This window comes from Reticulibacter mediterranei (assembly GCF_016587455.1).
The window spans coordinates 1,528,537-1,548,689 of the sequence record NZ_BNJK01000002.1 but is presented as its reverse complement, the minus strand read 5'-3'; the positions used below and the strand labels follow the sequence as shown (position 1 = coordinate 1,548,689).

General features: G+C 53.4%; 20 protein-coding genes. 15 read left to right on the top strand and 5 right to left on the bottom strand.

What is annotated here, in order from left to right; all coding sequences use genetic code 11:
• The first annotated feature begins 132 nt into the window (after nt 1-132).
• A complete protein-coding gene (locus K3T83_RS45295) occupies nt 133-1,722 on the top strand; it encodes a serine/threonine-protein kinase (RefSeq protein ID WP_220209731.1) in 1,590 nt (529 codons plus the stop codon).
• A 145-nt stretch (nt 1,723-1,867) separates the two neighbouring features.
• Nucleotides 1,868-2,140 carry a hypothetical protein gene (locus K3T83_RS45290; RefSeq protein WP_220209730.1) on the top strand — a complete coding sequence of 91 codons (273 nt, stop codon included), beginning with the start codon at nt 1,868-1,870 and terminating at the stop codon, nt 2,138-2,140.
• A gap of 37 nt (nt 2,141-2,177) precedes the next feature.
• Here K3T83_RS45290 and K3T83_RS45285 read toward each other — a convergent pair whose 3' ends face one another.
• Nucleotides 2,178-2,753: a TetR/AcrR family transcriptional regulator gene (locus K3T83_RS45285; protein ID WP_220209729.1), complete on the bottom strand. Its 576-nt coding sequence runs from the start codon at nt 2,751-2,753 to the stop codon at nt 2,178-2,180.
• Between the two features lie 159 nt (nt 2,754-2,912).
• Here K3T83_RS45285 and K3T83_RS45280 point away from each other — a divergent pair, with 159 nt between their 5' ends.
• Both K3T83_RS45280 and K3T83_RS45275 read left to right on the top strand, forming a co-directional pair.
• Nucleotides 2,913-3,707: an SDR family NAD(P)-dependent oxidoreductase gene (locus K3T83_RS45280; RefSeq protein WP_220209728.1), complete on the top strand. Its 795-nt coding sequence runs from the start codon at nt 2,913-2,915 to the stop codon at nt 3,705-3,707.
• Between the two features lie 48 nt (nt 3,708-3,755).
• Entirely contained in the window at nt 3,756-5,258 is a 1,503-nt protein-coding gene (locus K3T83_RS45275) for an MFS transporter (protein ID WP_220209727.1), read from the top strand.
• 131 nt (nt 5,259-5,389) lie between these two features.
• Here the strand turns inward: K3T83_RS45275 and K3T83_RS45270 are convergent, their stop codons facing one another.
• Together K3T83_RS45270 and K3T83_RS45265 are read right to left on the bottom strand one after the other, a co-directional pair.
• Nucleotides 5,390-6,115, bottom strand: coding sequence for an SDR family oxidoreductase (locus tag K3T83_RS45270; RefSeq protein ID WP_220209726.1), 726 nt, complete (start codon nt 6,113-6,115; stop codon nt 5,390-5,392).
• A 66-nt stretch (nt 6,116-6,181) separates the two neighbouring features.
• A complete protein-coding gene (locus K3T83_RS45265) occupies nt 6,182-6,763 on the bottom strand; it encodes a TetR/AcrR family transcriptional regulator (RefSeq protein WP_220209725.1) in 582 nt (193 codons plus the stop codon).
• A gap of 269 nt (nt 6,764-7,032) precedes the next feature.
• Between K3T83_RS45265 and K3T83_RS45260 the strand changes: the two genes are divergently transcribed.
• The gene (locus K3T83_RS45260; protein WP_220209724.1) at nt 7,033-7,491 is read left to right on the top strand and encodes a carboxymuconolactone decarboxylase family protein; all 459 of its coding nucleotides are present in this window, start codon (nt 7,033-7,035) and stop codon (nt 7,489-7,491) included.
• 312 nt (nt 7,492-7,803) lie between these two features.
• On the opposite strand, the gene K3T83_RS45255 is transcribed toward K3T83_RS45260, so the two are convergent.
• On the bottom strand, nt 7,804-8,376 hold the full coding sequence (locus K3T83_RS45255) for a cysteine hydrolase family protein (protein WP_220209723.1): 573 nt from the start codon (nt 8,374-8,376) through the stop codon (nt 7,804-7,806).
• 108 nt (nt 8,377-8,484) lie between these two features.
• On the bottom strand, nt 8,485-8,985 hold the full coding sequence (locus K3T83_RS45250; protein WP_220209722.1) for a MarR family winged helix-turn-helix transcriptional regulator: 501 nt from the start codon (nt 8,983-8,985) through the stop codon (nt 8,485-8,487).
• A gap of 128 nt (nt 8,986-9,113) precedes the next feature.
• On the opposite strand from K3T83_RS45250, the gene K3T83_RS45245 reads away from it, so the two are divergent.
• From K3T83_RS45245 to K3T83_RS45205, 10 genes are all read left to right on the top strand, one after another.
• Complete coding sequence (locus K3T83_RS45245) at nt 9,114-9,608, top strand: cupin domain-containing protein (RefSeq protein ID WP_220209721.1); 495 nt, start codon at nt 9,114-9,116, stop codon at nt 9,606-9,608.
• A 300-nt stretch (nt 9,609-9,908) separates the two neighbouring features.
• Complete coding sequence (locus K3T83_RS45240) at nt 9,909-11,333, top strand: ABC transporter substrate-binding protein (protein WP_220209720.1); 1,425 nt, start codon at nt 9,909-9,911, stop codon at nt 11,331-11,333.
• Nucleotides 11,334-11,396: 63 nt separating this feature from the next.
• Nucleotides 11,397-12,320: a carbohydrate ABC transporter permease gene (locus K3T83_RS45235; RefSeq protein WP_220209719.1), complete on the top strand. Its 924-nt coding sequence runs from the start codon at nt 11,397-11,399 to the stop codon at nt 12,318-12,320.
• Nucleotides 12,321-12,341: 21 nt separating this feature from the next.
• Complete coding sequence (locus tag K3T83_RS45230; protein WP_220209718.1) at nt 12,342-13,223, top strand: carbohydrate ABC transporter permease; 882 nt, start codon at nt 12,342-12,344, stop codon at nt 13,221-13,223.
• A 34-nt stretch (nt 13,224-13,257) separates the two neighbouring features.
• Entirely contained in the window at nt 13,258-13,485 is a 228-nt protein-coding gene (locus K3T83_RS56720; RefSeq protein WP_236065335.1) for a hypothetical protein, read from the top strand.
• Entirely contained in the window at nt 13,380-14,327 is a 948-nt protein-coding gene (locus K3T83_RS45225; protein ID WP_236065323.1) for a Gfo/Idh/MocA family protein, read from the top strand. The genes K3T83_RS56720 and K3T83_RS45225 overlap by 106 nt, the downstream gene beginning before the upstream one ends.
• Before the next feature lie 147 nt (nt 14,328-14,474).
• Nucleotides 14,475-15,482 (top strand): LacI family DNA-binding transcriptional regulator, encoded by a 1,008-nt coding sequence (locus K3T83_RS45220; RefSeq protein ID WP_220209716.1) that lies wholly within the window; start codon nt 14,475-14,477, stop codon nt 15,480-15,482.
• Between the two features lie 89 nt (nt 15,483-15,571).
• The gene (locus tag K3T83_RS45215) at nt 15,572-16,411 is read left to right on the top strand and encodes a maleylpyruvate isomerase family mycothiol-dependent enzyme (protein ID WP_220209715.1); all 840 of its coding nucleotides are present in this window, start codon (nt 15,572-15,574) and stop codon (nt 16,409-16,411) included.
• 226 nt (nt 16,412-16,637) lie between these two features.
• Complete coding sequence (locus tag K3T83_RS45210; RefSeq protein ID WP_220209714.1) at nt 16,638-18,053, top strand: polysaccharide deacetylase family protein; 1,416 nt, start codon at nt 16,638-16,640, stop codon at nt 18,051-18,053.
• The gene (locus K3T83_RS45205; protein WP_220209713.1) at nt 18,007-20,151 is read left to right on the top strand and encodes a N,N-dimethylformamidase beta subunit family domain-containing protein; all 2,145 of its coding nucleotides are present in this window, start codon (nt 18,007-18,009) and stop codon (nt 20,149-20,151) included. Before K3T83_RS45210 ends, K3T83_RS45205 begins: the two co-directional genes overlap by 47 nt.
• Nucleotides 20,152-20,153 lie beyond the last annotated feature (2 nt).

Below are 20,153 nucleotides of genomic sequence, written 5' to 3'. Positions count from 1 at the left end.
TAGATGGGAGAATTGGAAAGCCCTGCATAAGCAGCCTTCAGGCCTGGCCCGACTTGCTCAGGTGTGGTATGCTGTTAACGCTTCATGCTTTTCTCGCTTTCGATGAAGCACTTGACGAAGAGGAACGTATCGATGACGCAATCAACCATGTTGTGCGGGAACTGTAGCGCGACCAATCGGACTACGGCCAAATTTTGTACAGAGTGTGGAAGCTCGTTAAAGGCCACTCCTACGCTGCTAAAGCAACGCTATCGGATTCTCACGGCAATAGGACAGGGCGGCTTTGGAGCGATCTATCAGGCGGAAGATACCCACTTTCCTAATCATCCCAAACGAGCGGTGAAAGAAATGCTCATGCAGTCTCGCGATCCACATGAGCAGCAACAGGCTATCGAAGCCTTCAAACAGGAGGCTCTCCTGCTCGCCGGACTGATGCATCCAAATTTGCCCCGCATTTACGAATATTTTGAGGAAGCAGGCCGCTGGTATCTGGTCATGGACTATATCAATGGCGAAACCCTGGAAGATCGTGCGCAAGCATCTTCAGGGAACAAGCTGCCTTTTCAACGGGCACTCCATTTCGCAATTCAGTTATGCACCGTCCTCGATTATTTACATAACCAGCAACCACCCATCATTTTCCGCGATTTGAAGCCCGACAACATCATGGTTACGTCAGATGACCATCTCTACTTGATCGACTTCGGGATTGCTCGCCTCTTTAAGCCTGGACAGGCAAAAGATACCTCCGCCTTCGGCTCTCCCGGTTATGCAGCTCCAGAGCAATATGGCAAAGCTCAGACCACAGAACGAGCCGATATCTACAGCCTGGGCGCGACACTGCACCGCTTGCTCTCAGGAAGCGACCCGAGCGACAACCCTTTTCATTTTTCACCCCTCGATTTGACGCAAGAGGCTCCAGCAGGCCCGACATGCGCGGACCTCATCGGGCAAATGGTCGCAATGGATGTGCAAAAACGGCCTCCCAGCATGCGAGAGATCAAACAAAACCTCCAGCATCTTGCTCAACAACCAGTGGTAAGCGGGCCTCTATCATCAAGGCTGGGACTCCCGGAGAAGAACACCTTTACACCATACACAGCAACAGACATGCCTGATGCGCCGCCTATCCAATACTCAGCAACTTCTTCTCAGACAAGCGTAGATGGCTATCTCAATGAAAGCAAGGCGCTTGTTGACCAGAAGAGATATCAAGAGGCACTGGCACTCTGCGGACGTGCGCTAGAATTATATCCCTCCGCTTGCCTGCTCTATGTCAACAAGGCGGCTGCCCTCAATGGATTGGCAAGATATCAGGAAGCTCTCGTTGCTTGCAATCAAGCTCTCCAGCACGACTCACAGAACGCTCTGGCTCATTATAACGCCAGCAATGCCCTCTGCGAATTGGGGAATTTCCAACAAGCCCTCAGTGCTTGCGAGCAGGCGATCCGGCTCGATCCCACCTTCCCCCTGACCTATACCAACAAAAGCTGGGCATTGATTGAGCTGGGGAGATATCAGGAAGCCCTTAATGCCTGCAATCAAGCTCTTCAGCTTAATCCAAACTCGGCTATGGCCCATCACAATGCCAGTGTAGCCCTCATAAAAATGGGGAGATATCAGCTAGCCCTCCAAGCTTGCGAGCAGGCGCTACGGCTTGACCCTTCCCATGCTAAAGCACGCACAAACCAGAATTTCTTGCGTCAAAAGCTCCGGGGTTAAGCTCCAGAGTTATTAGACGCAACAATACTTTCCACTCAAAAAGAAGCGCTGCCATACCTTTTATTGGCAGCGTATACAGCATTTGAAAAAGAGCAGAGAACAGCGTTATAATTATTAAATACATAAAATTCATGAGGGAAAGCATATGACTGTTTCGCTAGTCGCCACTCTACTTTTCTGTGGCCTCGTCATTTCGTTTTTTGGCGTGATCTTCTTCCTCTCCAAAAAGGTTGGCGTGCCCGATGCTTCTTACGGGCGTCGGTACAGGAACCGTACATACTGGAACCGCATCTTTTTTAGCAGTGGTGTCACCAGAGGCTCACTCAAAGCCAGTGAACGTTTCAGCGATCTGGTGCCAACAATACGACCATCTTTTATGCGCAAGCAATACCAGAGGCGTCCCTGGGAGCCGCGCTAATATCAGGTAGAACAACAAGCAAATTTTATAGCAGCGCTCATCTCGCCAGTTGCACATCGATGAGCGCTTTCGCCGCCTGCACCACCGGGAGCGACATGTCGGTCGGACCTTGCATGCGGCCCTGCATCAATAGCCCGTTCATGAGCATGAGCAACTGATCAGCAAGTACCTCTGGTTGGCGCGCACCTGCCTGTCGAGCGAGATCGCAGAAACGCGCTCGCACGTCCTGTTTGTGCTGATACGCAAGCTTGTGCGCTGGATGGTCCGGTTCAGGAAACTCGACGGCTGCATGCAAACAGGAACAGCCACAAAAGGTTGGATCGGCAACATCAGCGGCCTGCATCTCAAAAATCTTCACTAACTGCTCCCTGGGCGAATCAGGATGCTCATTGACAACCTGCTCAACCGAGGCCCAGAACTTTTCTATGGTCTGCTCAATATAGGCACAAATCAACTCGTTTTTCGCCGCAAAATGCCGGTACAACGTCATCTTCGCCACCCCGGAACGCTCGATAATCGTATCGGTTCCGACCGCTCTATAACCCTCACGCGAAAACAGATCGGTGGCCGTAGCGAGAATACGCTCACGCGCGGAATGATTGGACGTACGCATGTTTATTTCCTCCTTATTCCAATCTCTTATTTCAATCCCTTGACAAGAGGGAGACAGGTCTGTATACTTCATAAAAGAGACGGACCTGTCTCTATAATACTCTCTCAGCATGCTTCTGGCAAGCTTTCTGAAGCATGTCCATAGAAAGGATCAATTAGCATGGATCTGGGATTACAGGAAAAAGTTGTGCTCGTCACGGGCGCGAGTCGTGGCATAGGGAAAGCCATCGCCGAAACCTTTGCACGCGAGGGAAGTGCGGTGATACTTAATGCTCGCAACCCACAAGAACTCGAACGAGTCGTAAGTTCGATTCGACGACAGAATGACCGCGTATCTGGCATCGCCGCCGATCTCTCTCAGGCAAGCGAGGTAGAACGGTTGGCAGAGAAGGCGCTTGCACGCTTCGGAGCCATCCACGTTCTTGTGAATAATGTTGGCGGTACAAACAAGATCGCAACCTTCGAGGAGGCAACAGATGAGGACTGGATCAACGCCTTCCACTTGAACGTGCTTTCAACGGTGCGACTGATCCGCGCCATCGTGCCAGTCATGCAGAAACAGCATTGGGGGCGCATCATCAACATTGCCTCCGAATCCGGCACGCAGCCTTACCCGGTCATGCCACACTACGCGACCACAAAGGCCGCAATCATCAATCTCAGCAAAAGTCTCTCAAAAGCGTATGCCAGCGCTGGCATCCTGGTAAACTCGGTCTCGCCCGCGATGACCTGGACGCCGCTGGTTGAGGAGCTTTTTACCGCACAAGCCAGCGAGCAGGGCGTGACGCTCGAAGAGTATCGACAGACATTTATACGCGAACTTCGTATCGCGCTTGACCGCCCTGCGAGACCTGAGGAGGTCGCTACAGCAGTGGTCTATCTGGCTTCGGAGGCGGCATCATTTATCACCGGGACCAACATGCGTGTCGATGGCGGCACTATCGCCAGCATTTAGTCATGCACATGTGTTGTCATCCCAATGACTTCAAAGAAAAGGGAAACCATGAAAGCATCACCCCTGACCGGGAGACTTTCTCAACCGCAAAGCGAGCGATCAGGCTCACGGCAGCGCCAGATAGCGTTGCTCATCGTTTGTATCGCGGTATTTCTGGACGCCTTAGACACCTCCATCGTCAATGTCGCCCTCCCCAGCATCCAGGGAGATCTGCATTTGACCACGCTCGATCTGCCCTGGGTGCCGGGCGCGTACTTCCTCACCTATGGGGGCTTTCTGCTATTGGGAGGACGTGCTGCTGACCTGCTAGGTCGACGGCGCATCTTCCTCATCGGAACTGCCCTCTTTGGCCTGGCCTCGCTCATCTGCGGGCTGGCAAATAGTGGCTGGCTGCTGCTTGTTGCACGTGGGCTACAGGGCATCGGCGCGGCCTTGACGCTTCCTTCGGCGATCTCAATTATCACCACAACATTCGCCGAAGGACCGGAGCGGAATCGGGCCTTGAGCATTTTTACTGCTACTGGTGCCTCCGGCTTCAGCTTAGGATTAGTCCTGGGTGGCATCCTGACCACGTTCATCAACTGGCACTGGGTCTTCTTTGTCAATATCCCTTTCGCGTTGTTGATCTTGCTGTTCTCCCGCGCGTTTATCAAGGAGAGTCGCTTAACGACAGGCACACGCTCCTACGATATCGCAGGGGCAGTCACCGTCACAGTTGGCTTGCTGCTGCTGGGCTATGTGATTACGCAGGCCAATCAACCGGGCGCAACCATCATGAAAACGGCGGGATTGCTGGCCCTGACGCTCTTCATCCTGGCGGTTTTTATTCTGATTGAGTGGCGCTCCAAAGCACCGCTGATCCCGTTGCGCATCTTCCGTTCACGAACGACAAGTGCCGCGAATCTGGCCTCTCTCACGTTGCTGGGTCCGTTTTTCGGCTTTCTGTTCATCGCCGCGCTCTACTTGCAGGACGTACTCCACTACTCGCCTGTCCAGGCGAGCCTTGCGCTACTGCCGGGCAGTGCAATGACGGTTCTCGTTTCGCGGTGGCTCGCTCCTCGACTCATCAACCGCCTGGGAGTGCGACTGAGTACGGGACTCGGCCTGCTGTGCCTGGCGAGTGGCATCGCACTCTTTGCGCGTATCGGGCCGGGTAGCGATTATCTATGGACGATCCTGCCGCCAATGCTGCTCGTGATGGGGTTGGGTATGGGAATCGGCTATCCAACACTGGCGATTGCTGCCGTCAGTGGGATCGCCAACACCGAGCAAGGTCTGGCAGCAGGTTTGCAAGGCACGTCGCTACAGACAGGCGGCGGCCTGTGGCTCGCCATCACAGCGGCCATCGTCGCGATGAACACAGTTTCAACGCAAGGAGTCGCTCAGGCATCCACTGCCGCTCAGCTCAACGGCTTCCATGTAGGATTGCTGGTTGCCGCAGTTGGTGCAGGCGTCGGAGCGCTCATCGCCTACGTTGGCATTGTGGAACACGCACACCCGAAGCAAGCCATCGCTGATCATCCATTGGTTGAGAACGAGCTTCCTCTCTAGCTCCATTCTTTACAAAGATATAGAAGTTCTAACAAACGAACTCAGCGACCCCTCCTGTCGTAGTTGAGCGATTTATCGCGGGATGCTTGTAGCGCTTTCCCCCGCGATAAATCGTTCAACTACGACAGGAGTTAGTGAGCAGCATCCCAACGTTGCTGGATAGCGCGGTAAAAAGCCTGACGGTCATTATCAAGCGCGGCCTTGACGCCTCGGCTGCCTGGGTCCGCAAAGATATCTTCCTGGTCTTCCAGAATGCCTTTTATTGTGTTGGCCGCCACCACATCGGGACTCACTTTGGGGGCATCGATCTGCGCTGTCAGGTCGGTATCGATGAAGCCTGCATAGACGCCCGCTACCCGCGTTCCCTGCGATTTGAGTTCGATACGAATACCCTCTGTGAGCGAAAACGCAGCCGCTTTGGTCGCGCTATAGGTAGCAAGAGCGGGAGAGGTGAACCAGCTGACATTGGACAGGATGTTAACGATCATCCCGCCACCATTGCGCTTCAGCACCGGCGCAAAGGCCTGCACAATACGCAACATGCCAAAATAGTTCGTCTCCATCTCTACACGCGCCCCTTGCAACGATGTTGGTGCAAGAAATGACACAGAAGATGCAACACCAGCGTTATTGATCAAAATGTTCACATCTGGGCACGCTGCAACGGCTGCGGCAACATCCTGTTCGCTGGTCACATCGAGCTTCAGTGGATGGATACGGGTATCACTGCTCTCTGTTAGCTTACGGCTTCCCACATAGACTTTCCGCGCTCCAGCAGCGAGCAACGCCTGCACAAGCGACTTTCCAAGCCCGCGATTGCCTCCAGTCACAAGCGCCACTGAGTCTTTGATATTCATAGGAATGGTCCTTTCTCAATTGGATTTCTATGTTGGAATGTATATTCCAACATCATTGCAAAAAAATTAACGAAACATCGATAATGCGGTCTTCACAATATCTTCGAGAACGCGACGATCCTGTCGAGCACGCACCAGGACACGAATGCTGACGAGCGTTCCCAGCAGGAAATGAGCCAGCTGATGTGGATCACTTGTCCAGTCCAATTCGCCCCCGACCTGCGCTTTGATGAGCAGGTGATAAAATCCTTCCTCTATCTCTTTCAAGGCAGCCTGTACGACCCCGTTGACCTCTGGATCTTGTGAGGCCATCTCTAAACTCGCGTTGACCAGAAAGCAACCACGTCGCTCAGGATCGCTCAGCAGGCCATCAATGGTCATCTGAAAAAAGCGTTCCAGAATGTCATGAAGTGACCCCACTTGTTCCCGTAATGCTGCGCGTTGTGGTGTATATTTTGCAATATAGCGTTTCAGTGCCGCAAGGTAGAATGCATGCTTATCGCCGAAGGTGCCATAGAGACTTCCGCGCCCAAGCCCTGTACACTCCACGAGATCTTCAACAGAAGATCCTTCATATCCTTGCTTCCAGAACAGGTTCATTGCTTTGTCCAACACCTGATCGGGCAGAAACGTTTTCTTTCCAGCCATCGTTACGTTCTTTGTTCCTTTCTCCTGCCATAAGTATATATCATCCTGGAACGATTCGTCAAGGATAATATCAATCTTGCCATTTTTTCATCGACAGAAATTCATCGAAAAAAACATCAAAAATCGGTCACATTCTCGTGCTCCGTTCCGTCAGTGTGGTGACGAGGAAAAACAGAACAAATATAACGGCCTTGTCGCAAATGAAATCAGGATGTTACACAGTCCTGATCCAGTCAACAGAACAAAATGATTTGAGGAGCATAGTAACTATGACAGCACGAATGAGCAACCCGGCAATGATCCTTACCGACGTGAACCAGGGCGTCCAATCCCTGCTCAAAGCCGCATACAAAGGTGGTGTACCACGCAAGACTCTTGAGTTGGTCCATCTGCGCGCAAGCCAGATTAACGGCTGTAGCTATTGTGTTGACTCTGGCTCACGCAGCGCTAAAAAAGCTGGGGAAACGGACGAGCGCCTCTTCGCCGTCGCAGCCTGGCGCGAAACCCCCTACTTTACCGACGCCGAACGTGCCGCGCTCGCCCTTACCGAAGCTGCCACACGTCTCGCAGACCGGGTAGATCCCGTTTCCGATGAGATTTGGGAGGAGGCCGCTCGCCACTACGACGAGAAGGGATTGTCCGCCATCCTCGTCATGATCGCCACCACCAACCTGTTCAACCGCCTCAATGCCCCTATCAGGCAGGCAGCAGGAGAACAGGAGTGGTAATCCTGGACGAATAAATTCTCCAGTCGTCGTTGTGTGATTTATTGGTGCATCCGGCAATTGAAGGGGGAATGATGAAGGGACGAGCATGTTAGGCCTCCGTAGCGACAAGGGGTGGCAGGGGGTCTTGGTGGGGGCCTTGCGCTTGTCGCTGTTGGGGGTCACGCGGGAACCAGGAAACCGACAAACGATGTGGCGAGGGCGACAAGCGCAAGGCCCCCACCCCCCCCCTTGTCGCTACGGGTGGCGAGAGCCGTCTCTCTTCCTGGAACATTTGCCGGATGCACCACTACGACAGGAGTTCAGCCCTCCAGATCAGGACTTCAGATGCGCAATCCACTCCTCGCTCTGGATGACATCAGCCTGTCGTGGAAAGACTTTGGTTAACAGCACGCGGTGAACCTCTTCATCCGCATCGAGGCAGCAATTGGCAAGAACGGTCAACTGATAATCTCTGTCGGCTGCCTCCCGGAGAGTTGACAGGACAACGCCGCTAGTCGCAATGCCAGAGAGAACCAGATGTGAAATATTCTGCGACCTCAATACCACCTCCAGATCACTGCCACAAAACGCGCTAACACGCCGTTTTGTCACCACAATATCTGTTGGCTGCGGAGCAATAGCCGGGTGAACCTCTATTAAAGCTGGCGCTCCCGACGCTTGCGCTCTCTGGGCAACACCTGAGAAAGCCTTATTGCGAGGACTCACTTCAGGATAACCTGGACGAAAGCCTATAACCACATAAATGACGGGAATCGACGCAGCATGTGCAGCCTCAATAGCTCTGCCTGTGGTTGTGAGGATATCGCTATCCTGGACATAGCGGGCGACGATCCCCCCCTGCATATCCATGACTAAAAGGGCCTTTTTTGCCTGTGTATCTGACATATTTATTTCCTTCCTAATGGTGTTTCCAATATAATTTACTACACCATTCAATCCATACGCTGTCTGTTACAGCGCTGCGGCTTTCCTGAATTAAAGCCTGGAATGTGCTCACGTCAGGGATGTATCACCGAAAGCTTCCAGCAGCGTGCGCAACATGTTAGCAAGCTGTTCGCGCTGGGTGGCATCGAGCGGCTCAAGCATACGTGCGGCGTAGGCGAGATTCAAGCTGAGCAACCGATCCACAACTTCGCGTCCGTGTGGTGTCAGCCGAATGAGAACCGAGCGGCGATCATCCAGATCACGTATGCGCTCAACCAGCCCCTTGCTCTCCATCCTATCAATACGGTTCGTGATGGCACCCGACGTTACCATCGTCGCCTTGAGGAGCGCGCTCGCCATCAACTCGTACGGCTCACCCGCACGACGGAGCGTGGTTAGCACGTCGAACTCCCACTGCTCCAACCCGTGCTCGGTGAAAAACTTTTTGTACTCGCGCTCAAGCACTCGCTCCAGGCGCACAATTCGCCCAAGCACGCCCATAGGCTCGATCTCGACATCGGGACGCTCACGACGCCACTGCTCGATGATCGCATCAATTGCATCAGCCATAGCTTCCTCCCATCGGCAGATACCTTAACGTTAAAATACTTGACATTCAAATAATTATTCGTTATTATTTCAACGTTAAGATAATAACAGGCCGCTAATAGCGAGTCAAGAAACGGAAGGAGAAAGATATGACCATATTGATACCCCATTTTGACGACGCCATTATCGTACGCGAGGCCGACGCAGAAACGCTCGGCTGGACATCATTGACGACGAGGCTGCTTGCTGACAGTAGCGATACTGGCGGCGCAATCAGCGTAATGCGTACGACGATGGGCGAGGGCACGGAGGGAGCGAGGCCGCACACGCACAGCAAATCGGCCGAACTCTTCTATATCCTCGATGGAGAGCTACAAGTCCTGGCCGGAGAGCACGTAATCACAGTCGGAAAAGGCGATCTTGTTGTGGTCCCGCCTGACATGCCCCATGCATTCGCCACCACGCCGGGCCAGAGCGCCGATTTCCTGATCGCCATCGCGCCAGGGCTGGATCGCTTCGACTATTTCCGACTGGTTGAGCGCCTGAACCGGGGAGAGGCGACCTTGCAAGAATTGTTGGCGTCTCAGGAGCTTTACGACAACCATTTTCTCGATAGTCCCGCCTGGCGAGCCGCCCGCGCATAAGCTCACGTCTGATAAATATCAGATTTTGTAGCAATAAAATCTTCACTATCCCTTGACAAAGCGCTCTTTTTTCGGGTACACTTCTGGCAAACGTTTTCCGGGAAAACGTTTGCCGGGAATTCTCATATGTGATGCCATATCTATCACCGATGATTTTATCTATACTTTGACATCATGGTATTACGAGAGAAGCTCCGGCATGAAAACAGAGATGTTTCTCATATCATCTGCCTCGGCCGTCATTCGGCAAAGAGAGAGGGAGATAGAATTACAGGCACGCCGCCTGTCAGGAGGGATAGCATGTCTCGTCAACATCCCCTGAATGGTATTTCTAGTTATGATGTTCCCAATCGTCCTCAGAACAATACGTCCAACAGTCCGCTTTCAAGCGCAGTCTCACGCCGCAACTTTCTCAAGCAGTCTGCCCAGGTCGCGGGTGCCGCCAGCCTCTCCGGTGTCCTGGCAGCCTGTGCCGCCAGCGGTTTTGGCGGCGGGAGTAGTAACAACAATGGAGGTGGCGGCGGAGGCAGCGTCACCATTAATTTCTGGGATATGAACTGGGGCAATAGCTCGTATTTCGACATCGGCAAGCAGCTTGTGAACGACTTCAACAATTCCCACAAGGGCATCAACGTTGTCTATCGCGGCGTTCCCTGGGCTAACTGGTATCAGACGTTCACAACTGCAATCGGCTCTGGCACACAACCAGACATCAGCACTGGCGCATCGTTTATGGGTGCACAGTTCTACTCTACACATAACGTCCTCGCGCTTGATGACGTAGTGGACGAGGCAAAAAAGAACTCGCAATACGACGACTTTCTACCCAATTCCTTTGCGCCCATGCAGTATCAAGGCCACACCATCACCTGGCCCTGGGCCATCGACATCCGCATCCCTCTCTATCGCACTGATCTTTTCCAGCAAGCGGGAGCGAAAGTGCCGACTACGTGGGACGAACTGCGGGCCGTGTCGAAGAAGCTGACGGCCAACGGAAAATACGGCATGGTGAACTCAGGGGCCGACAATGTTACCGAACATATGTTAGAAATGTTGATGATCAATAACGGCGGAGGTTTATTTACGCCAGATGGCAAGCTCGATTTCGCGACCAATCCGCGCAACATCGAGGCTCTGCGCTTCTTCGCCGATCTGGTGCAGGATGGCTCGTTCGATCCAGCCAGCGCTGGCTATCAGAGCGCCGATGCGATTCGCGCCTTTGGTCGTGGTGACGGCGCTATCCTCGTGAACGGTCCTGGTGCTATCGCGCAAATGGATGCCGCCACTGCCAAAAATGTGAGCGTCCTTCCTCCCGTAGCCAGTCCACATGGCACCAAAGGCACGCTCTTCTGGGTCAACAATATCATTGTCTATTCAGGCACCAAACACCCCAACGAAACAAAGGCATTCCTGCTCTGGTGGAGTCAGAACAACAAACCGCTCTGGGCTAAAGGAGGCTGCTCCCCTCTACCAATTCGCACATCATTCTATCAGGACGAACTCTTCAAAACGCCCCTGATTGAAGCTATCAGGTCGCAATACGTGCCGATTGCCAAATCCGCTAACGCACAGGCAACCAGCGTCTTTCCCGCGCTCAACCCTCTCGATGGCGATGGTACTCTCGTCACGCTGGGACAGAACTTACTTGGCAAGAAGGACTTCAACGCATCGGTTCAGACGGCCCAGGCGGGTCTCAAAAAGGTGATGGATAGCAACCCCGGCTAAATTGCAATTCCACAGAGGAGGACGTTGCCGCGCCTCTCCTCTGTGTGTGCGAAAGGAAACCCTATGAGCATCACCCCAATGAACGCGAAAGCGCAGCAACAGACGACGGCTACACCGCCATCTGCGCCTGCTCGCCGGCATGTAGATACCCTGCCGTATCTGCTGCTGCTCCCTTCTATTGTGATGATCTGCATCATCGAACTCTACCCATTTATTACCGGCCTGCTCTACAGTTTTCAGAACGGCTCGTTGCTGGCTCCTGGCAGCTTCGTCGGCCTGGAAAACTATCTGGCAACCTTTAGCGATCCCGAATTCCTCTATTCGCTGGGCTTCAGCGCTCTCTTCGCCGTCTTCAGCGTCATCGGCAGCTACCTGCTGGGACTGGGATTGGCCCTGTTGCTCGTGCAAAACTTCCCGCTGCGTGGCCTCTTCCGCGTCCTGCTGATTATCCCCTGGATTCTCTCGTCCATCGTCACCATCGTCAGTTGGCGCTGGCTGATTCAGGATCAACATGGCAGCATCAATGTGCTGCTTAGCTGGTTCCATCTCGGCCCCATCTTCTTTTTGAGCGACACGCGCTGGGCGGTGGTCTCCGTCATCGTCATCAAAATCTGGCGCAGCTTCCCATTTATGATGATCTCGCTTATCGCCGCGCTGCAAACCATCGACGGCAATCTCTATGAAGCTGCGCGCATCGACGGAGCCGGGCGCTGGGCCTCCTTTAGGAGCGTCACATTTCCAGGCATCTACAATATCTCGATCATCCTCTGGATTTTGATGACCATCTGGAGCGTCAACGACTTTGAGACACCCTGGTTATTGACGCAGGGCGGCCCCTCCAACGCGACCGAGAGCCTGATGATTCTGGCCTATAAAGACACCTTTGCACGCAACACCGTTGGCTCAGGTTCCGCTGTCGCCTTCATCTCGCTCATTATCTTGATGGTCCTGGCTATCGTCATGATGCGCTTTAGAAATCGAGAGTAAGTGGAGAAGGGAGTATCTATCATGCAAACTGCATTTACGAAACAACATACAGCGAAGACGGGGCAGACAATTCGTAGGCAAACATCCCTCAAGAAGTGGCTGCTTACCCTGCTGATGCTCGTGCTCGTGCTGATCCTCGACTATCCCATCTTCACCATCTTCCTCAATGCGTTTCGCTCAACAGCGGAAATTCTCTCTACAGCGAGCATCATTCCGCAACATCCAACATTGGCAAATTTTAGCTATTTAAACGACCGCACCAACTTCTGGGGCTTTTTCACAAGCAGCATGGTTGTCGCCGTTATCGGCACCATTACCAGCATTATCTGTGCCGCCACCGCTGGCTATGCCCTCTCGCGCTACCACTCCCTGAAATTTGTCAGTGGCTACTCGCGCGGCCTGATGTTGATGCAGATGTTCCCACTCATCCTGGCCCTGATCCCACTGTTTATCATCTTCCGCAACACGGGGCTGGTCAACACATACTGGTCGGTCATTCTCATCTATACCGTCCTCAACCTGCCGTTCGCGACCTGGATGTTTGAAGGCTTCTTCGATGCCATTCCGCGCGAACTGGAAGAGGCGGCAGCCATCGATGGCTGCTCGCGCTTCCAGGGCCTCATCAGAATAGTGCTGCCGCTCTCTGGACCTGGAACGGCCGCCGTGACCATCTTCACCTTCTTGCTCTGTTACAACGAATACCTGATCGCCAACATCTTCCTGCGCGATCCTGATACCATGACGATTCCGGTTGGTATTCAGATGTTTATGCAACAATATTCGACCGATTGGGGCAGCCTGATGGCGGCTGCGTGTCTGGCCTCGATCCCCACCATCGTCTTCTTCCTGTTCGTGCAGAAATACATGGTTCGTGGCGTCGTGGCTGGTGCTGTCAAAGGCTAACCAGGCTACAGTTAGAAAGGAATACAATCGTACAATGACAACAATTAAAGTAGGGCTTGTCGGGTTAGGAGAAGTTGCCCAGGTCATCCATCTTCCCATTTTACAGGCACTATCCAACAAATACGAAATTGCCGCTATTTGCGATATCTCACAGGAATTGCTCGCGGCGATGGGGAGCGCTACAACGTTCCTCCCACTCAACGCTATCTTGACGCAGCAGAACTCGCTCAGCAGGAAGATCTCGACGCTGTGTTTGTTGTGAATAGCACAGAATATCATACAGATGCAGCGCTGGCCGCAATCCAGCATGGGAAGCATGTGTTGATCGAGAAACCAATGTGTCTGACGCACGCTGAGGCCGACGCGATCATCAAGGCGCGCGATAAAGCGGGAGTTCATGTCATGGTTGGCTATATGCGCCGCTTTGCCCCTGCCTTTCTCCAGGCTGTCGAGCAGGTGCGCGCTCTGGAAAAGATCAACTATGCCAGGGTGCGCGATATTATCGGCCAAAACGCCCTCTTCATCAACCAATCGAGCGTTGTTTTACGGCCAACGGATATCCCACAGGAGGCGATACGCGAGCGTGCGGAACGTGGGAACCAGATGGTCACAGCAGCTATCGGCGATGCATCTTCAGACTTACAGAGAACCTACCACCTGCTTGGCGGACTAAGCAGCCATGATCTCTCGGCAATGCGCGAAATACTCGGCATGCCTGAACGGGTAGTCGCGGCACAACAACATGGCTCTTTCCTGACCGTCCTCTTCGCCTATAACGACTTCACCACTCTTTATGAAGTTGGCATTGATCGCAACCGCCGTTTCGATGCTCATATCGTCGTCTATGGCGACACTAGAGAAGTACATGTACAATATGATACGCCCTATATTCGCCACCTGCCCACACGACTATTTCTTAACGAAACGCAAGGGGATGCATTTGAGCGGCGAGAGATACGACCGACATTCACCGATCCGTACACACTGGAATTGCAGCATTTCTATGAGGTCGTGACTGGAACAGCGCAACCAAAGACGACCCCAGAAGATTTCTTGCAGGATCTTGATCTCTTCCATATGATTATCGGTGCCCTGCGCAGCTAGCGTCTCTTCCATATCCGCTCTGTCCTCACATAGCCAACTATGCTTAGAGGATGGAGCGGCTCCTGACGCTGTGATAGAATAGTGTATGCAGGGACGTGGCGCAATCTGTTATGGATTGTGGGTGAAAAAGGCACAAGAAAGAAAAACATGGCAACTATACGTAATGTGGCAGATCGTGCTGAAGTCTCGATCTCAACGGTATCGCGCGTCGTCAATGGCAATCGTCCGGTACGTCCTGACATTCGTGAGCGCGTGCTGCAAGCGATCAAAGAGCTTGACTATCGACCAAATTATCTGGCTCGTGGGCTGCGCGCGCGCAACTCCTCCATGCTTGGGTTGATCATTCCAGACAACTCCAACCCGTTCTATGCCGAGGTTGCACGCGCCATTGAAGATGCCGGATTTGCCGCAGGGTATAGCGTCATCCTCTGCAACACCGACCTCTCGAACGAGAAACAGCAAGCCTACATTGATGTGCTTTTGTCGCATAAGGTGGAGGGCGTGATCCTGATTAACATGAACCTTGTCACGCTCGACAACCTTGAGCGGCTCATGACCGAACATGTCCCTGTCGTCCTCGCCAACAACGATATTCGCATACCCGCCACCGATCAGATACTCGTTGACGACTATCAGGGTGGCTATCACGCCGGGCAATACCTCTTGCGATTGAATCACCGGCGCATCGGCTGTATCTCGCTCCAGAGCCAATTTCCCCATATCCCTAAACGGATTGCAGGCTTTCGACAGGCATTGACCGAAGCTGGTATCGAACTGAGCGACGAGCTATGCACGACAGGCAATGGGCGCTACGACAGCGGTTATCAGGCCACGCAAGAACTCATCCGCCGCCAGCCCAATCTGACCGCGATTTTCGTCTTCAACGACCTGATGGCGCTTGGAGCTATGAACGCGCTGAGGGCAGAGGGCAAGCGCATTCCTGAAGATGTCTCGATTATCGGCTACGACAATATTTTCTATTCCTCCACGTTCGAGCCTGCCCTCACCACCATAGCCCAGCCTATCGCCACGATTGGAGAGGAATGCATCACGCGCCTGCTAGAGCGGATCGAGCATCCAGACAGGCCACCAATGCAGGTCACATTGCCAGTCGAGCTTATCGAGCGCGCCAGTTGCCGCGCTTGCCCTGATTAACGCATGTCGTAGTTGCGCGATTTATCGCGCTTTATAAGAAGATCGCGATAAATCGCGCAACTACGAATTGTTTAAAGCGAGGAAACAGTATGCAACCGGTTGATCCTATTTTCGTGCTTGATCTCTTTCCGCAGGAGCGGCAACGGCTCCTGGAGTTGCTCTCCGGCCTCTCTGAGCAAGAATGGAATGCCCCAACCGTTTGCCCTGGCTGGTCGGTTAAGGATATCGCGTTGCATCTACTCGGCGACGACATCGGCTATCTCTCCGGGCGGAGAGATCACTTCAGCAATCCCTTCTTCCGGCACAAAGATATGCACACCTGGGAAAGCCTGGTGAAAAATCTGAACGAGGCCAACGAACTATGGGTGCAGGCTACCGCACGCATCAGTCCACAACTCCTCTGCGAACTGCTCGCGCTTACTGGCAAACAATTTCACGCCTATCTGCAAACCCTCGACCAGATGGCGCTCAACGGCGTCGTGAGTTGGGCCGGACCAGACCGCGCTCCTACCTGGCTCGATACCGCACGCGAATATACCGAACGCTGGCTGCATCAGCAGCAGATCCGCGATGCCGTCAATAAGCCGGGCCTCAAAGAGAGAGCCTTCTTCTATCCCATTCTCGACACCTTCGTTCGCGCCCTGCCTCACACCTATCGGGATGTCCCGGTGAACACCCCAACCGCGCTCAAATTCGTCGTGACAGGTGAGGCCGGAGGCACATGGTATCTCTTCGGAGCAGACAATCGCTGGTCCCTCTACACCGCCGTCGATTTGCCACCGACCACAACAGTTACAATGGATCAAGAAACGTGCTGGCGGCTCTTCACCAAAGGGATCACGAGAGAGCAGGCATCCACGCGCACAAGCATAACGGGCGAACAAGTGCCTGGTCAGCAACTCCTCTCGACCGTCTCCATTATTGCTTGAGCATCATTGGTGCATCCACCAAATGCTCGAAGAAACACCATTTGCCGGATGCACCAATCATTGCGCCCTCCCCTCCCGATTTCATGGGGATCAGACACTATCTAAAGAAACGAAAGCGAAACCACCATCAACACCCGCGACGTTTTCTTGACGCCCATCAATACCATCGCTCCATTCACGCGCCCTATCATAGAAAGAGCCTATCAGTATTGTCGCAGGCTTTGTGATGAAGCTTGCTCACATGGATGCGGTGGTGCTGCATATGAATCTGATTGCTTTCTCGATGAAAACAAAGGGACTGCGTAACTTCGCGCGGCGGCTCTGGACGGTCTTTACACGCTTCGGCTTCACAGAAGCACGCACACGCACTGCCCTCTACGCCCTGATCGACCTGCTACACGATCATCATGCCGCGCCCACATTTTTTATCCCGGCAGTCGTCCTTCAGCGACATCCGGCTCTGCTTGCCGCTATTGTCGGGGCTGGTGCTGAGATTGGTATTCATGGTTATGTCCATAACGACTACCGCACACTCAGCACTATTGAACAATACAAGCAAACAAGGCAGGCTATAGAGGTATTTCAAGCAAATAAGATTCCCTATCAAGGATTTCGCAACCCGTATCTGGGCTGGACAGAGCAATCTTTGAACGTATTTAGCAGCCTGGGCATGGGCTATGAGAGCAACGAGGCGGTGATACACAATGTCATCGACCGTGCGCAACTGTCGCCCCTTCAGCAGGGCGGCTTTGAGAAATCGTTGCAGTTATTTCAGGCCATAGATCCTTGCGAATATACGTTGCGTCCCCATTTCGAGGGCTCGTTGCTACGGCTCCCGACCAGCATTCCAGACGACGAAATGCTCTTCGATCGTTTGCGCATCACCGATCCTGTCGAGATTGGGCGCATCTGGAGCCAGGTCATGCAGCGCGTGTACGACTATGGCGGCGTCTATATCCTCAATCTCCACCCGGAGCGAGGCGTTCTCTGCCGTCAGGCGCTCGCAACGTTGCTTGGTTATGCACGTAGCCGTCCGCACCCGGTCTGGATCGCACGCCTGGATGAGATCGCCAACTGGTGGCGCGAACGGAGCCGCTTCAAGCTGCGTATTACGCCCATCGCGCCCCAACGCTGGCGTGTGGAGGCGGATTGTACCTCGCGAAGCAGGCTGCTTGCTCGCCATCTCATCATAGAGGATACGGCAATAGTTGAGGCACCAATGAGCTGTCCGACAACGTGCATTGTGCAAGCTGAACAGTATCCAGGCATTGGTCTCTCGCCGCGCACGCTGCCGCAGGTCGCAACACTGCTTACCGAACAGGGCTATGCTCACATGACAGCTTCACCGGAGCAGGCCGATCAGTTCGGCCTCTATCTCGATCTTCCTGAAGGGCTGGGTGAGACCCGCGCTGAACAGCAATCGCGCTGTGGAACGCTCATTCGTCAGATCGAGCTGTTAGACGCGCCCCTGCTCTCCTTCCACTGCTGGCCCGACGACTATCAAGCTGCCCTGGCAATTAGCGGCGACATTGATTCAGTCACGATTCAGGATTTCTTTCTGCGTATTCTGGAAGTTTCATCTGCAAAGGTGCCTTATGTCAAAACTTCTCATGCCATCAACAACCAGAAGAATCTGGCCTGATTTTCGCTTTAACCTGATGATGTTCTCACCTGTCGTAGTTGCGCGATTATTGGTGCATCCAGGAAATGAAGGGGGAATAGCTCTGGGTAGAGAGGATGTTGGGTTCACCCGTAGCGACAAGGGGCGGCAGGAGGTCTTGTTGGGGGCCTTGCGCTTGTCGCCCTCGCCACATCGTCTGTCTGTTTCCCGGTTCCCGCGTGACCCCCAACAGCGACAAGCGCAAGGCCCCCACAGCCCCTCCACACCGCCCCTTGTCGCTACGGATGGGGAGAGCCGTCTCTCTCCCCGGAACACTTGCCGGATACACCAATTATGGAATGTAACAAATAAATCTGGTGATGTCCGTTGTGACAGAGAGGAGTTGCCTTATCAGCTCATTCTGGTTATAGCTATACTTTTTGCCCTTTTCGTTCTTCCAACCTGGAATGTTGATACAGCAACAAATATATCTTTATCTCAGATACATTATAATTTGAATCAAAATCCTATTTATCGTGAAAATCAAAAAAGTGGCACGACCAGCTGGCAATCGGCAGAACTCCAAAAGGACAGCCAGCAGCCGCTCATCTCGGCATTCAATGCTTCTCCCAATCCTACTGTGACGCCAGCGACGGGCGAAGGCAGCGGCAATGAGCCTGCCAATACGGTCTGGAAAGCACCTGTCATCAGCGGTTACGCGGACCAGACCAGCATCAATCATGGCGAGAGCATTCATTTCTATGTGAGTACCAGTCAGCCAGCCTACAACCTGGAAGTGTACCGCATGGGCTGGTATAATGGGAATGGCGCTCACCTGCTCTTGAAGGTTGCCAATCTCACGGGACAGAACCAACCTGTCCCGGAACCGCAACCGGGTTTTGGCCTGATCGAATGCAAATGGCAGGTCTCATACACGCTCCAGACCGCCAGCACATGGACGAGCGGTGTCTACCTTGCGAAACTTATCGCCAAAAATGGGGCCGTGGGGTATATCATCTTCGTGGTGCGCGCAGACGATATCGCAGCGGACATCCTCTATCAGATCCCCATTACCACCTATCAAGCGTACAACAATTGGGGCGGCAAGAGCCTTTATGACTTCAACTCTATCGAACATCGCGCCAACAAGGTCTCATATGATCGGCCCTACACATTGTGGAACGGGGCAGGCTTTTTCTTCGAGGGCGACTACAACATGATCCGCTGGCTTGAGTCGCACAACTACAACGTCACCTACGTTACCAGCCTGGACACACAAACGAATCCTCTTATGTACACCAACCGCAAGCTCTTTCTGACCAACTGGCACGACGAATACTGGTCCAAGGAGATGCGCGACAACCTGACAACGGCGATGAACCAGGGCGAAAACCTGGCCTTCTTCTCCGCGAATAATATTTACTGGCAGATTCGCTTTGAACCCTCGTCCAGCAACGTGCCCAATCGCGTGCAGGTCTGCTATAAAGATGGGCTATACGATCCAATCGGCCATGTCGATCCCGAAATCACTACCGTCCAATGGCGCGATCAGCCGGTCAACGAGCCAGAAAATGCACTGCTGGGCATCATGTACAGATCGGAAATCGACTATGGAACCAGCTTTCCCTGGGTTGTCACCAACGCCAACCACTGGATCTATCAGGGAACAGGCGTCAAAAATGGCGACAAGATTCCCGGCATGATTGGTTATGAATACGATAGCGTCTGGAACAACGGTCACACACCCGCTAATCTGGAGGTGCTATCGTCCTCGCCCGTGCGTGATAAGTATGGACGGCAAACGACGGCTAATAGTGCCATCTACACAACAGCCAGCAACGCCCTGATTTTCGCAGGCGGCACCATCTACTGGTCCTGGAAGCTTGACGACAACACCTATCAACACGGCGGGGCTGATCGGCGCGTTCAGTTGATGACCGCCAACATCTTGCGCGCCATGATCGATGGCACCTATCGCACCCCAGGCAGCCCGGAAAGCGCTTCAACCCTCTCAATGCTTACCACCAATCAATACCTGCTCGCGCTTGCAGGCCCGCTCGTCGTGATCGTCGCTGGCGCAGTACTGATTCGGCTGATCGTGCGCCGACGCCGGACAGCGATGAGCCGCTCGAAACGTTAACC

Excerpts from the sequence above, each read along its gene's own strand:
- K3T83_RS45290 (WP_220209730.1), top strand. The coding sequence starts at position 1,868 with ATGACTGTTTCGCTAGTCGCCACTCTACTTTTCTGTGGCCTCGTCATT.
- K3T83_RS45270 (WP_220209726.1), bottom strand. The coding sequence starts at position 6,115 with ATGAATATCAAAGACTCAGTGGCGCTTGTGACTGGAGGCAATCGCGGG.
- K3T83_RS45235 (WP_220209719.1), top strand. The coding sequence starts at position 11,397 with ATGAGCATCACCCCAATGAACGCGAAAGCGCAGCAACAGACGACGGCT.
- K3T83_RS45240 (WP_220209720.1), top strand. The coding sequence starts at position 9,909 with ATGTCTCGTCAACATCCCCTGAATGGTATTTCTAGTTATGATGTTCCC.
- K3T83_RS45250 (WP_220209722.1), bottom strand. The coding sequence starts at position 8,985 with ATGGCTGATGCAATTGATGCGATCATCGAGCAGTGGCGTCGTGAGCGT.
- K3T83_RS45275 (WP_220209727.1), top strand. The coding sequence starts at position 3,756 with ATGAAAGCATCACCCCTGACCGGGAGACTTTCTCAACCGCAAAGCGAG.
- K3T83_RS45265 (WP_220209725.1), bottom strand. The coding sequence starts at position 6,763 with ATGGCTGGAAAGAAAACGTTTCTGCCCGATCAGGTGTTGGACAAAGCA.
- K3T83_RS45215 (WP_220209715.1), top strand. The coding sequence starts at position 15,572 with ATGCAACCGGTTGATCCTATTTTCGTGCTTGATCTCTTTCCGCAGGAG.
- K3T83_RS45220 (WP_220209716.1), top strand. The coding sequence starts at position 14,475 with ATGGCAACTATACGTAATGTGGCAGATCGTGCTGAAGTCTCGATCTCA.
- K3T83_RS45255 (WP_220209723.1), bottom strand. The coding sequence starts at position 8,376 with ATGTCAGATACACAGGCAAAAAAGGCCCTTTTAGTCATGGATATGCAG.
- K3T83_RS56720 (WP_236065335.1), top strand. The coding sequence starts at position 13,258 with ATGACAACAATTAAAGTAGGGCTTGTCGGGTTAGGAGAAGTTGCCCAG.
- K3T83_RS45285 (WP_220209729.1), bottom strand. The coding sequence starts at position 2,753 with ATGCGTACGTCCAATCATTCCGCGCGTGAGCGTATTCTCGCTACGGCC.
- K3T83_RS45230 (WP_220209718.1), top strand. The coding sequence starts at position 12,342 with ATGCAAACTGCATTTACGAAACAACATACAGCGAAGACGGGGCAGACA.
- K3T83_RS45245 (WP_220209721.1), top strand. The coding sequence starts at position 9,114 with ATGACCATATTGATACCCCATTTTGACGACGCCATTATCGTACGCGAG.
- K3T83_RS45205 (WP_220209713.1), top strand. The coding sequence starts at position 18,007 with ATGTCAAAACTTCTCATGCCATCAACAACCAGAAGAATCTGGCCTGAT.
- K3T83_RS45210 (WP_220209714.1), top strand. The coding sequence starts at position 16,638 with ATGAAGCTTGCTCACATGGATGCGGTGGTGCTGCATATGAATCTGATT.
- K3T83_RS45260 (WP_220209724.1), top strand. The coding sequence starts at position 7,033 with ATGACAGCACGAATGAGCAACCCGGCAATGATCCTTACCGACGTGAAC.
- K3T83_RS45295 (WP_220209731.1), top strand. The coding sequence starts at position 133 with ATGACGCAATCAACCATGTTGTGCGGGAACTGTAGCGCGACCAATCGG.
- K3T83_RS45280 (WP_220209728.1), top strand. The coding sequence starts at position 2,913 with ATGGATCTGGGATTACAGGAAAAAGTTGTGCTCGTCACGGGCGCGAGT.